Source organism: Ralstonia sp. VS2407 (assembly GCF_052950655.1).
In genome coordinates this window covers 209,533-221,917 of sequence record NZ_JBRFVG010000001.1, presented here as the reverse complement: position 1 = coordinate 221,917, position 12,385 = coordinate 209,533, and the positions used below count along the sequence as shown (strand labels likewise).

Below are 12,385 nucleotides of genomic sequence, written 5' to 3'. Positions count from 1 at the left end.
CCACCCAAGACGAGGTCCTCATGTGGCTTGATGCGTTGCTGGCCTACCTGCATTACATATCGATCTTCACGCTGATCGTCTTTCTCACCGCCGAGGCCGTGGTGCTGCGCCCGGACATGACGCCCGAGACGTGCAAGCGCCTGGCGCGCTATGACGCCGTGTTCGGCTTTGCCGCCCTCGCGGTGTTGATCACGGGGTTGCTGCGCGTGTTCTACGGCGCCAAAGGCTACGCGTTCTACGTCCACAACCCGGTATTCCACGTCAAGGTTGGCCTGTTCATCCTGATCGGGCTGATGTCGATCATTCCGACTGTCACGATCCTGCGATGGAAGAAGCAGGGCAAGACGCTGCCCAACTTCGTACCCACGCCCGCGGAAATTGCCAAGACGCGGCGTTGGGTCATGATCGAGTCGCACCTGATCATCTTCATTCCGCTGGCGGCTGTGTTGATGGCACGCGGCATCGGCATGTAAACGCTCAGGGCCGCGCAACCGCGTTGTGCGGCCCCAAGTTTCCCCAAGGCAACGCTAGGGACAAACCCTGAATCGTTTGCCCAGGCGCCGCGCCGGGCCATGAGAAGGCCCGCCTTCCCCTCCGCAAGGTGCTTGAAAGCCGGTCTGCTTAGCGTGCAAACTTGGCCGCCTTACAAGGTACAAGGCGGCCAGCCACACCCGGCGCAGCACGCTACTCCGAGGAGACCCGACTTGCAGAACGATCGACGAGGTGGTCCGGTGATCCGCAGTCACCAGGACTTTGCATCCGGCATCATGTTCATCGTCGCTGGTGCGGCGTTTGCCATTCTGGCGCGCAGCTACCGCATGGGTACGGCAGGCAGCATGGGCCCGGGCTACTTCCCGTTCTGGCTGGGCGTGGTGCTCGTGCTGCTGGGCGTGGTCGTGGTCGTGCAATCGTTGTCGCGCAAGGGTGTGGCCGATCGCATTCCGCGCTGGGACGTCAAGACGCTGCTGTGGGTGCTCGGCTCCGTGGTGCTGTTCGGGCTGCTGCTGCAACCGCTTGGGCTGGTCCTATCCATTGTGGTGCTCGTGCTGGTCTCCAGCATGGCGAGCCACGAGTTCACGCTCAAGGGCGCCGCCGGTACGGCCATCGTGATGGTGGTGATGAGCCTCGGGGCCTTCGTCTACGGGCTCAAGCTGCAGTTTCCGGTGTGGCCTGCCTTCATCGGCAATTGAGCGGGACGCGGACGACACCATGGATCTCTTTGCCAATCTCGCGCTCGGTTTCTCCACCGCGCTTTCCATACAGAACCTGATCTACGCGTTCATCGGCTGCGTGCTCGGAACGCTGATCGGCGTGTTGCCTGGCCTTGGCCCCATCGCCACGATAGCGATGCTGCTGCCCGCCACATACGCACTGCCCCCCGTGGCCGCGCTGATCATGTTGGCCGGCATTTACTACGGCGCGCAGTACGGCGGCTCCACCACGGCCATCCTCGTCAATCTGCCGGGCGAATCCTCGTCTGTCGTCACAACCATTGACGGCTATCAGATGGCCCGGCGGGGGCGGGCCGGCGTGGCGCTGGCAACCGCCGGCCTCGGCTCGTTCTTCGCTGGCTGCGTGGCCACGCTAGTGCTGGCGGCGTTTGCCACGCCGCTGTCCGAATTCGCGTTCAACTTCGGTCCGGCCGAGTATTTCGCGCTGATGGTGCTGGGCCTGATCGGCGCGGTGGTGCTGGCTTCCGGCTCGCTCGTCAAGGCAATAGCGATGATCGTGTTGGGCTTGCTGCTCGGCCTGGTCGGCACCGATGTGAACTCGGGCACCGCGCGGTATTCGTTCGACGTGCCGGAGCTGGCCGACGGTCTGAACTTCGTGTCGGTGGCGATGGGCGTGTTTGGCTTTGCCGAGATCATCGCCAACCTCGAACAGAAGGAGCACCGCGAAACCTTTGTCGAGCACGTGCGCAACCTCTGGCCCAGCCGCGAAGACTTCAAGCGCATGATCCCGGCCGTGCTGCGCGGGACGGCGCTCGGGTCGGTCCTGGGCATCCTGCCAGGCGGCGGCGCGACGCTGGCGTCGTTCGCATCGTATTCGCTGGAAAAGAAGACGTCGAAGTATTCACACGAGTTCGGCAAGGGCGCCATCGAGGGTGTGGCCGGCCCGGAATCGGCCAACAACGCGGCCGCGCAGACATCGTTCATCCCGCTGCTCACGCTGGGCATTCCGCCCAATGCGGTGATGGCACTGATGGTGGGCGCGATGACCATCCACAACATCCAGCCCGGCCCGCAGGTGATGACCAGCAACCCCGCGCTGTTCTGGGGCCTGATCGCCTCGATGTGGATCGGCAACCTGATGCTGATCGTGCTGAACCTGCCAATGATCGGCGTGTGGGTGCGCCTGTTGAAGGTGCCGTATCGCTTCCTGTATCCGGCCATTCTGGTGTTCTGCTGCATCGGCGTGTATTCGGTGTCCAACACGACATTCGATATCTTCCAGACGGCGCTCTTCGGCTTGATCGGCTACATGTTCGTCAAGCTGCGCTGTGAACCGGCACCCATGCTGCTCGGTTTTGTGCTGGGGCCGATGATGGAAGAAAACTTCCGCCGCGCGCTGCTGCTCTCGCGTGGGGATTTCTCCACGTTCGTCACGCGGCCGCTGTCGCTTGGGCTGCTGATTGCGGCGGGCATCCTGGTCTTGCTGGTGGCGCTGCCCGCCATCAACAGAAAACGCGAGGAGGCGTTTCAAGAGGAATAAGCCCAGCGATGTTGTTGCATCGCACCCTACCAAACCGGAGGCTCGCCCTCCGGTTTTTGTTTGCGCACGCGGCAGCGCAGCATTAGAGCCAAACCTCCACTTCAGTTGACGTCGGACACGGCGCTTCGGATAACGGAGGGCGATCGGCCCAAAGAGGTCGACCACTTATCCAATGTCCAGGAGACAACCGAATGTCACAGACTTCCCTGCTCCATGCTCTGTATGGATCAGCGCGCAGCTTCCTGCGCACGCACGCTGCAGCCGCCGTCTTGGCCACATCCGCCCTCACCCTGGGTGCCGCTGTGCCGGCCCATGCCGCCAGCACCTATGCCGCAACCAAGTACCCGATCGTGCTGGTGCATGGCCTGTCGGGCACCAGCAAGTTCCTCGGCGTGGTCGACTACTGGTACCAGATCCCCGAAGACCTGCGCGCCAATGGCGCCAATGTCTACGTGGCTGACGTTTCCGCCTTCAACGATGAAACCGTGCGCGGCGAACAGCTCGTCAGCCAGATTCGCAGCGTGCTCGCCACCACGGGCGCGGCCAAGGTCAACCTCATTGGACACAGCCAGGGCGGGCTGACCTCGCGCTATGCGGCGGCCGTCGTACCGGACCTCGTGGCCTCCGTCACCACCATCGGCACGCCCCACAAGGGATCGGAGTTTGCGGACTTCGTGGAGTCGACACCGGCCCCGTTCCAGGCGCTCGTGAACCTCGGCGCCGATGTATTCGGCTCGGTGCTCGGCTGGTTCAACGGCAACAGCAATCCGCAGAATGGATTTGCGGCGCTGCACATTCTGTCGACGTCGGGCGCGGCTGATTTCAACAAGGCGTTCCCCAGCGCCGGGCTGGCGAGCGGATGCAACACCGGCAGCGCCACCGACGTGCGCAACGGCAACGTGCAGAAGCTGTATTCGTGGACGGGCCGCTCCACCGCCACCAACCTCCTCGACCTGTTTGATCCGGTGCTGGTGTTCAGCGGCGGCGTCATGCAGGCACGGGGGTCGGGAACCAACGATGGGCTCGTCTCCGTGTGCAGCGCGAAGTTCGGGCAGGTCTTGTCGACGGATTACGCCTGGAACCACCTGGATGAGGTCAACCAGTTGCTCGGCCTGATCGGCTGGGGCGCGGCCGACCCGGTTGCGGTGATCCGCACGCAAGCCAATCGACTGAAGACGGCCGGTCTCTAACCCTCCAATCGCTGAACGCCACGATGAAACCCCAATCGCCATCGATACAGCCCATGACGTTTGTTGTGGCCGTGCTGGTGGCGGTGTCGGTCGCGGGCGGGGTCTACTGGTGGCACACGTCGGACGCACCGGAAACGCCTGCGGCATCGCCGCCGCAGGCGGTCAAGGGCGCATTCATCGGCAGTGTCAGCGCCGAACCGTCGACAACCGTTGCGCCCGCGCCCGAGTTGGCCGATACGCAGGCGCCGGACGGACTGCGTGTGGATACGCGCGGCCACCTCATCGTCGAAGCCGCCAACCGCGCGGTTTTTGACTACTTCCTCGACGTGCCCGCCTCGCTGCCCGAAGCGCGGCGTGTGTCGATGGCCGAGGCGCATCTGCGCGCCAAGCTGATCACGCCGGCGCTGGCGGAAGCGCAATCTCTGCTGCAGCACTACCTGGCCTATCGCAAGGCAGCGGCTGCGAACGGAACAGCCGGCCGCAACAAGCCGAGCCTCGAACAAGTCCAGCAACGCCCGGAGTTGATCGCCACACTCCGCCAGCAGTTGAGCGAGCGCACCGCGCTGCGCCGCCAATACCTGGGCGCGGACGTCGCGCAGGCGTGGTACGGCGATGACGACGCGATGGACACCGCCGCGCTCGACCGCCTCGCCGTGATGGCCGACCCGTCGCTCACGCCGGAGCAGCGCGCTGCCAGGATCGCCGCCATCGATGCCAATCTGCCTCCATCGGTACAGCAGGCGCGCCGCGACGCCTCCGCCCCGCTCAAGCTGGCCAGCGACATGGAAACATGGACAAAGCAGGGCATGAGCGAAGCCGAGATGCGCCAGCGCCTGTCAGCCCGCGGCGTGGACAGCCTCGTGGCCGACCGCCTGATCCAGGGCAACCGGCAAGAAGCCGACTGGCGCAGCCGCTACGACGCCTACGCCCGCGAACGCGATCGCATCAACGCCTTTACCGGCCTGTCGGAAGCCGACCGCGCAGCGCAAATCGCGCAACTCCGGCAGCAGACCTTCACCGCCTCGAATGAGCTGTTGCGCGCACAGGCGCTCGACGGTCTGGCCCAACGCAAATAGCGTCCGGGGGCGTAAACCGCCCGGCACTGTAAAATCGCGGGATTGCCGAATCACGCACTCCCATGAGCCAAGACAACGCCAACGCCAACGGGTCGACTGCCGCCGCCCCCACGTCCAACTTCCTGCGCCAGATCATTGATGGCGATCTCGCGCAAGGCACCTATGCCGATCGCAAGGACGCCACCGGCCAGCCGATCCCGCCGGTGGTCACCCGCTTCCCGCCGGAGCCCAATGGCTACCTGCACATTGGTCACGCCAAGAGCATCTGGGTGAACTTCGGCATGGCCCGCGATTACAACGGCCGCTGCCACCTGCGTTTTGACGACACCAACCCCGTCAAGGAAGACACCGAATACGTCGATTCCATCATCGACGCCGTGCACTGGCTCGGCTATTCGTGGAACGACGCCGGCGGCGAGCACCTCTACTACGCCAGCGACTACTTCGAGCAGCTTTACGGTTTTGCTGAAGTGCTGATCCAGCGCGGCGCAGCCTACGTCGACAGCCAAAGCGCCGAGCAGATTGCCGCCAACCGGGGCGATTTCACCAAGCCGGGCACGCCCTCGCCGTTCCGTGACCGTTCGGTGGAGGAAAACCTGGCGCTGTTCCGCGACATGCGCGCCGGCAAGTACAAGGACGGCGAACTGGTGCTGCGCGCCAAGATCGACATGGCCGCGCCGAACATCGTGATGCGCGACCCGGTGCTGTACCGCATCCGCCATGCGCATCACCACCGCACCGGCGACGCATGGTGCATTTACCCGATGTACGACTTCACGCATTGCATTTCCGATGCGCTGGAGAACATCACGCATTCGCTGTGCACGCTGGAATTCGAAAACAACCGCCCGCTGTACGACTGGGTGCTCGACCACCTGCGCGACGCCGGCGTGCTGCCCGCACCGTTGCCGCATCAATACGAATTCGCTCGACTGCACCTGACGTACGCCATCACCAGCAAGCGCAAGCTGCTGCAACTGGTGACGGAAAAGCGCGTCGATGGCTGGGACGATCCGCGCATGCCGACGCTCGTTGGCATCCGCCGCCGCGGCTATACGCCCGAATCGATCCAGCTCTTCTGCGAACGCGTTGGCGTGTCGAAAGCCGATAGCTGGATCGACATGAGCATCCTGGAAGGCGCCGTGCGCGACGACCTCGATGCGCGTGCGCCGCGCTCGGTGGCCGTGCTGGACCCGGTCAAGCTGGTGCTCGACAACGTGCCGGCCGATTTCAACGAGCCGTGCTCCGCACCTGTGCACCCCAAGCAGCCTGAACTCGGCCGCCGCGAGTTTCCCCTCACACGTGAACTGTGGATCGAGCGTGAGGACTTTACCGAGACGCCGCCCAAGGGCTACTTCCGCCTGTTCCCGGGCAACAAGGTGCGCCTGCGCTACGGCTATGTGATCGAATGCACCGGCTGCGACAAGGATGCCGACGGCAACATCACCGCCGTGCACGCCAACATCGTTCCGGATACGAAGAGTGGCACGCCGGGTGCTGACAGCGTCAAGGTGAAGGGCAACATCCACTGGGTGAGCGCCGCACATGCGCTGGAAGCTGAAGTGCGCCTGTACGACCGCCTGTTCAGCGACCCGCAGCCGGATTCGGGCGACAAGAACTTCCTGGATGCGCTCAACCCCGACTCCAAGAAGACTGTCACGGCCTATCTGGAGCCCACGCTGGCAACGGCCAAGGCGGAAGACCGCTTCCAGTTCGAGCGCCACGGCTACTTCGTGGCAGACCGCGTCGATTCGCAACCGGGCAAGCCCGTGTTCAACCGCGTGGTCGGCCTGAAAGACAGCTGGGGCAAGTAAGCACAGGCCCATGCACGCCATGGGCCTCTGATAACGGAGGCATCATGCGTGCATGGATCCTATTGCTGGCGGGGTTGTTCACCACTCCCGCCTTTGCCACATCATTTGCGCCGGATCTGGCGCACACATCGGTCTACTTCGGCGCATCGCATTTTGCTCGGAGCACGATGCGCGGCCGCTTCGACAAGATCGACGGCGCCATCAATTTCGATGAAGCCACCAACCAGGGCGGCATCGATTTCACCGTCGACGCTGCATCCGTCAACACGCGCCTGCGGGTGCTGGACGGTGTGCTGAAATCGGAGCAGTTTCTCGACGCCGCGCAATTTCCGATCATCCGCCTGCGCAGCGACCGCTTTGTCGTGGAAGGCGGCAAGCTGGTCGCCATCGAGGCCAAGCTGACACTGCACGGCGTGACGCAGCCTGTGCGGCTGGAAGTGCGCCGCTTCAGTTGTGGCGACGAGAAGATGCCCGGCAGCACGCGCCACGTTTGCGGCGGCGATTTCCATCTTGCCATCACCCGCAGCGCGTTCGGCATGACACGTTTCCTGCCCGATGTCGGTGACCGCGTGGACCTCGACATCAGCGTGGAAGCCACGCCTCAATAAACCTCGCAACAACCGCTGTAATCCATTCATGCCCAATATCGATTTCGCCCTGACCACCGAATACATCGAGCTGCACAAGCTGCTCAAACTGACTGGCGTGGTGGACAGCGGCGGTGCCGGCAAGGCGGTTGTCGCCGACGGAGCGGTCACGGTCGACGGCCAGCCGGAACTGCGCAAGACTGCCAAGATTCGCGCAGGCCAGGTGGTCATGCTCGGGGATGTGCGCATTGCCGTGCAGGGTGTCGACTAGCGCCTCAGGTGTTTGAAAACGCACCTTGTGCTAGGGTGCGTCACCTTCACACCCATCCACATCCAGGAGACTGACCATGCCGATCGCCCTCTGGTGCGTTCTGGTGGCAGCGGTGCTGCCGATCGTGTCTGTCGGCATCGCCAAGGCCAAAGGCCCGCGGTACGACAACCGCAACCCACGCGGGTGGCTCGCACAGCAGACCGGCGTAGCGGCCCGTGCCGCAGCCGCACAGCAGAATCACTTTGAAGCGTTTCCGTTCTTTGCGGTGGCTGTGCTGGTGGCCATCCTGGGCGGCGGCGTGATCGACCGCATCAACCTGCTGGCCATCGCATTCATCGTGGCGCGCGTGCTGTACACGGTGTGCTATCTCGCCGACTGGGCACCACTGCGTTCGCTGACGTGGTTTGCAGGCTTTGCCCTGTGCGTTGCGCTGTTCGTCCAACCGGCCTTCGCGCACTGACCATCCGCATTGCTCAACGAAAAACGGCGCCCAGGTGGCGCCGTTTTTGTTGGGCAATGCGGATTACGTCGATGCATCCGGCGGCACGGACGGCGCGCGGAACAACCGCCAGGCCATGCCGCCCAGCACGGCCACCGCTGCCAACAGCGCGCCCCACAGGATCCACTGGCGCTTGCGGCCGCCGGGCGGCTCTGCTGTGAGCGCATCGGCAGGCGAATCGCTCATCGCGCCAAGTTGTGCCTGCGCAATGGCGGGCGATGCACCCGCGAGCAAATCCGCGCGTGCGACCGGATTGCCGCGCGCCACTTCCGCCACCGCCAGCATGAACGGCACATTGCCGCGCGCCGCATACGTGACCGTGGCCGGACGCCAGCCGATCGCCAACTGCGGCGCGCCGGCACCCAGGCCACCGCTGCGCGTGTCGACCTGCAGACGCCAGTAGCGCTCGCCCGTGGCGGGCACGGTGATGGCCGCGTTTTCCTGCTCGCCTTTCCCCTCAGCCCCAGCCAGCCGGAACAGGCGCGCGGACGTCACCGGTCGCCACGGCGCCTGGGCGTCGGCACGCGCATACAGCGTCGCCTGCGCGACGGTGTTGGCCTGCGGCAGATGAATCTTCACGCGTTCGACCGGGAACACGCCGCCGGTATCGAAGTAGTAATCGCCGGCGGCGGGCGTTTGCACCGGCGCCAGACCCGAGCGCCACTGGGTGGCGTTATCCGCAAGCGCAACCGGAGCCCCGGCGGCCAACTCTGCACGCACGGCATCCGGCACAGGCGGTTTGCCCTGCCACGTCAGGCGCAAGTATTTCGCCCGCAGCCCCGTGAACTCGATGCGATCCTGCACCAGCGTGCTGCCCTGGTTGGACAGGCGGAACAGCGTGGCCTGGGCGACTGGGCTCCAATGCTGCAAGTCATCGCTTGCCTGCACGCTCACACCGCTCTGGAATTCGGCGGCCGGTAGCGCAACGATCAGCGCCGTCACCGTGTCACGAAGCTGGCTGAGGTCGACCACCCACGCACGGACAGACGCCTGCGATAGCTGCACGCCCGTTGCACGCAGCACGCCATCGGTACCGAGCACGACACCCGCGGCGCCCGGCTTCTGCGCATCGTCGATGGGCGTGGCGAACCAGTGCACGTCGTGCAGCGTGCGTGCCTGTGGCGGCGGATCGCGCGGGATGTCGATGGTGAACGGCACGGGCTCGCCGTCGCCATTGAGGATGCGCAGATCGGCCAGGCTGGCCTCGTGCGCATGGGCGTAGACGTCTTCGGTGAGCGTGACGGCGTAGTAAGGCGCGCCGGGCGTGCCGGTCAGCGCAAAGCGTTCGGCCCACGCCGGCGCAGACAACAGCGATGCCGCAGCCATCGCAAGAACAACCTTCTTCACAGAACCTCCCCGGTTTCAGCATCGGCGCTGGTTTTGGGCTTCGGCGGCAACGGTGACCAATAGCCGATCAGCAACAGCAGCACGCCAATACCGATGAATGACACGATGCGCTCCACACCCGTGACACGTGACAGGTCGAACAGGAACAGCTTGACCACCGTCACGCCCAGCAGCGCCCCGCCGGTGAACCACAGCGCGCGGCTGGCGCGCCGCGTGGCAAACACCATCACCGCCAACGCCAGCACCGTCCAGAACATCGACAGCGACGCCTGCACCAGCATCGAGTCACCCAGATCGTCCAGCGTGTACGGCACATCGGCCCAATGATGCAGCGTGCGCAGCAGCACCGCGTTGGCCCAGATGAACAGCGTCGCACCGATGGCGTAGCCGATCACCATCGGCTCGGGCACCAGCTTCTGCAGCGCCACACGGCGCATCCACAGCGCGATAGCGAGGAATACCAGCAGTTGCGCCACGTCCAGCGGATTGAGAATCGGCAGGTAGAACAGCGGCGCGGCATTGCCGTCGCTGGCGGCGCTCGCCAGGCTCCACAACCACAGCAGGGCAGCCAGCGGTGCAGCGCCCCACAGCAGATAGGCGCGCTCAAAGCGGGCGACGGGCCAGCGGATGCGCCAGCCTGCGCCAGCCAGCAGGGCAAGCAACGCGCCGTAGGCATAGGCCCAGGCTGCGAAGCTCCAGGTGCCCTCGGGCACGTAGGCATCCAGGCGCCAGTAGCCTTCCGTCGCCAGTACGCCGCAGATCATCCAGAACAGCACGGTATGCAGCGGCGCGAGGATGGTGTCCTTCACGTCGCGTTCCTGGCGGCGCAGCAGCACGAAGGCCAGCACCACGGCCGCAATCCACACCAGCCCGCCCCAGCCGGCCAGCGGTGACGGTGCCCAGTGCTCGATCGCAGCCAGAGAAGTCAACGCAAGCACCGGCGACAACGCCAGCGCAGGCCATTCGGCCAGTGCCCAATCGAGCTTGCGGCGCAGGCCGTGCGCAGCCCACGCCGTCAGCAGGGCGAAGGCGGCGTACAGCGGAATATCCGGGCGGCCGACGGTCTTGCTGGCGATGCGCCAGGCCCAGCGGTCGATCTCGTTGCTGCCGCTGCCAAGCCACCACAGCAAGCCCCACACCGACGCAACAATGCCGAGCACCGGCGCGGCCTTCAGCCACGACCCCGCCTCCGCCTTGCCATGCAGGCGCCAGCCGCTGAACACGCCCGCCAGCGCAATCAATACGCCGCCGATATAGCGGCTATTGAGCACGGCCCAGCCGTGCTGCGGCGCCCAATCAAACACAGCATCCACGGCGAATGCCGCGCCCGCTGCCAACTGCAGGAGCAAGCCGGCCGCCAGCGCCAACCGACGCTGCTGGCGCACGCCCAGCCACACCACGGCGGCGCCTTCCAGTGCCCACACCGCACTGGTGGTGCGCCCATCGAACGCAAGCGGAATCGCCAGCGTGATGAAGATCACGCCCAGCGCGAACATCGCCTCGTACAGCAGACCAAGGCTGGCACGCCGGGGCGCCAGCCAGCCCGCAATCGCCAGATAGAACGCGGCCAGCGCGGTGGCGCTCCACGCCATCGCAAACGGAATGTGGTGCACCAGCCCCGCCTGCAGCCCCATTGCCACCAGCGGCGTGCCGAACACCAGCGTGCCGTCAACGTAGTTGGTGAGACTGATATGGCGACGCAGCGCGGTCAGCAGCGCAATGCCCACATACATCAGGAAGAAGAGGATCAGGAACGGCTCGGTGCTCGCCAGCAACGACGGTTGGTAACGCAGTACGCCCCACGCCGTGGCAATCCCGAACGTAAAGACGAAGCCCAGCAGATTCAGCGCCCGCCACGCCCGGAACCACGCAATGGCGAAGATGCCCGCATTGAGCAGCGCGTAATAGCTGAACAGCGCCACGTGGCTGCCTTGGCCCGTCGAGATCAGAATCGGCGCCAGGAAGCCGCCTGCGCTGCCTGTAAAGGCCAGCGCCGGCGCGTTCTGCTTGACGGCCAGTCCGGCGGCCAGCGCGCAGATCAGCACCAGCAGCGGAAACGCCATCCCCGGGCTGAGCAGCGGCACCATGCGCGTCGCGGCAAACACCGTGAGATACAACACCCCGACCCCGCCGCCCTGAAGCACCAGCGCATAGCCCGGACGCTTCTCACGCAGGCGCCAGCCGATGCCCAGCAGCACAATCGCCCCGACCGCCACACCCGCCAGCCGGAACTCAACCGGCAGCAGGCTGTTATCCGCTGCGTACTTGAGCAGGAATGCCACCCCGAAGAACAGGATCAGGATGCCGACCCGCACCACGCTGTTGCCACCCAGCAGCCAGTCGCGGGCAGCGCCGACGGCACGCTCCACCCAATCGGGCTCGTGCGGCGCCAGAACCGGCACGGCCTGGGGAACAGGCTGAGGGATTGGCTGTGGAACCGCCACCTGCGGCGTCGGCATAGGCGCGGCAGGTGCCTCCACAGGCGGCAACGCCTCGGCCACGGTCGGCGGCAGCACAACGGCAGGAGGCTCAGCCGCGGTAGGCACTGCAAACGTTCCACCTTTGATTTCAGCCATCTGCCGGCGCAGCAGCGTTACCTCGTGCTCAAGCTGCGCCACCCGCTCCTGCAGCGTGGCCGGCTGTGGCGACATGGCAGCCTGCGCGGGCGCATAGCCCTGCGCAGCGCTGGTTGCGTCCGGCGCGTCGGGCGGATTTGCCCACTGCGCGCTGGCCCGCTTGTCCATGTACAAAATCAGCGATGCCAGTCCCAGACCGATCAACGCCCCAAAGAACGCCCCGACGACGCCCCCCGACAGGCCTCCGAGCAACAGACCCACGATTCCGAATATCCAACGCATCGTTCTGATTGTCCTGGTTTGGATAGGAAAA

11 protein-coding genes are annotated in these 12,385 nt (G+C 65.2%); 9 read left to right on the top strand and 2 right to left on the bottom strand.

Annotation, left to right across the window (positions count from 1 at the left end; translation table 11 throughout):
• Nucleotides 1-20: 20 nt before the first annotated feature.
• The 9 genes from ACU8YE_RS01090 (at nucleotide 21) to ACU8YE_RS01050 (ending at nucleotide 8,110) form a co-directional block, all read left to right on the top strand.
• On the top strand, nucleotides 21-473 hold the full coding sequence (locus ACU8YE_RS01090) for a DUF2214 family protein (protein WP_045204537.1): 453 nt from the start codon (nucleotides 21-23) through the stop codon (nucleotides 471-473).
• 294 nt (nucleotides 474-767) lie between these two features.
• The gene (locus tag ACU8YE_RS01085) at nucleotides 768-1,190 is read left to right on the top strand and encodes a tripartite tricarboxylate transporter TctB family protein (RefSeq protein ID WP_232042982.1); all 423 of its coding nucleotides are present in this window, start codon (nucleotides 768-770) and stop codon (nucleotides 1,188-1,190) included.
• 19 nt (nucleotides 1,191-1,209) lie between these two features.
• Nucleotides 1,210-2,712, top strand: a complete 1,503-nt coding sequence (locus tag ACU8YE_RS01080) for a tripartite tricarboxylate transporter permease (RefSeq protein ID WP_232042261.1) — start codon at nucleotides 1,210-1,212, stop codon at nucleotides 2,710-2,712.
• Between the two features lie 191 nt (nucleotides 2,713-2,903).
• Complete coding sequence (locus ACU8YE_RS01075; RefSeq protein WP_414560339.1) at nucleotides 2,904-3,902, top strand: lipase family alpha/beta hydrolase; 999 nt, start codon at nucleotides 2,904-2,906, stop codon at nucleotides 3,900-3,902.
• 53 nt (nucleotides 3,903-3,955) lie between these two features.
• Nucleotides 3,956-4,978, top strand: coding sequence for a lipase secretion chaperone (locus ACU8YE_RS01070; protein ID WP_446927933.1), 1,023 nt, complete (start codon nucleotides 3,956-3,958; stop codon nucleotides 4,976-4,978).
• 62 nt (nucleotides 4,979-5,040) lie between these two features.
• Nucleotides 5,041-6,792, top strand: a complete 1,752-nt coding sequence (locus ACU8YE_RS01065) for a glutamine--tRNA ligase/YqeY domain fusion protein (RefSeq protein WP_446927932.1) — start codon at nucleotides 5,041-5,043, stop codon at nucleotides 6,790-6,792.
• Nucleotides 6,793-6,836: 44 nt separating this feature from the next.
• A complete protein-coding gene (locus tag ACU8YE_RS01060; protein ID WP_322016326.1) occupies nucleotides 6,837-7,400 on the top strand; it encodes a YceI family protein in 564 nt (187 codons plus the stop codon).
• 28 nt (nucleotides 7,401-7,428) lie between these two features.
• Entirely contained in the window at nucleotides 7,429-7,650 is a 222-nt protein-coding gene (locus tag ACU8YE_RS01055) for an RNA-binding S4 domain-containing protein (protein ID WP_024976310.1), read from the top strand.
• 76 nt (nucleotides 7,651-7,726) lie between these two features.
• The gene (locus ACU8YE_RS01050) at nucleotides 7,727-8,110 is read left to right on the top strand and encodes an MAPEG family protein (RefSeq protein WP_232042256.1); all 384 of its coding nucleotides are present in this window, start codon (nucleotides 7,727-7,729) and stop codon (nucleotides 8,108-8,110) included.
• Nucleotides 8,111-8,173: 63 nt separating this feature from the next.
• Here ACU8YE_RS01050 and ACU8YE_RS01045 read toward each other — a convergent pair whose 3' ends face one another.
• Nucleotides 8,174-9,496, bottom strand: a complete 1,323-nt coding sequence (locus ACU8YE_RS01045; RefSeq protein WP_232042255.1) for a DUF3999 domain-containing protein — start codon at nucleotides 9,494-9,496, stop codon at nucleotides 8,174-8,176.
• A complete protein-coding gene (locus tag ACU8YE_RS01040; RefSeq protein WP_446927931.1) occupies nucleotides 9,493-12,354 on the bottom strand; it encodes a DUF2339 domain-containing protein in 2,862 nt (953 codons plus the stop codon). The genes ACU8YE_RS01045 and ACU8YE_RS01040 overlap by 4 nt, the downstream gene beginning before the upstream one ends.
• Nucleotides 12,355-12,385: the final 31 nt, after the last annotated feature.

Bases quoted from the DNA above. Each gene is read 5' to 3' on its own strand.
- ACU8YE_RS01075 (WP_414560339.1), top strand. From the start codon at position 2,904: ATGTCACAGACTTCCCTGCTCCATGCTCTGTATGGATCAGCGCGCAGC.
- ACU8YE_RS01070 (WP_446927933.1), top strand. From the start codon at position 3,956: ATGACGTTTGTTGTGGCCGTGCTGGTGGCGGTGTCGGTCGCGGGCGGG.
- ACU8YE_RS01085 (WP_232042982.1), top strand. From the start codon at position 768: ATGTTCATCGTCGCTGGTGCGGCGTTTGCCATTCTGGCGCGCAGCTAC.
- ACU8YE_RS01055 (WP_024976310.1), top strand. From the start codon at position 7,429: ATGCCCAATATCGATTTCGCCCTGACCACCGAATACATCGAGCTGCAC.
- ACU8YE_RS01080 (WP_232042261.1), top strand. From the start codon at position 1,210: ATGGATCTCTTTGCCAATCTCGCGCTCGGTTTCTCCACCGCGCTTTCC.
- ACU8YE_RS01060 (WP_322016326.1), top strand. From the start codon at position 6,837: ATGCGTGCATGGATCCTATTGCTGGCGGGGTTGTTCACCACTCCCGCC.
- ACU8YE_RS01090 (WP_045204537.1), top strand. From the start codon at position 21: ATGTGGCTTGATGCGTTGCTGGCCTACCTGCATTACATATCGATCTTC.
- ACU8YE_RS01065 (WP_446927932.1), top strand. From the start codon at position 5,041: ATGAGCCAAGACAACGCCAACGCCAACGGGTCGACTGCCGCCGCCCCC.
- ACU8YE_RS01040 (WP_446927931.1), bottom strand. From the start codon at position 12,354: ATGCGTTGGATATTCGGAATCGTGGGTCTGTTGCTCGGAGGCCTGTCG.
- ACU8YE_RS01050 (WP_232042256.1), top strand. From the start codon at position 7,727: ATGCCGATCGCCCTCTGGTGCGTTCTGGTGGCAGCGGTGCTGCCGATC.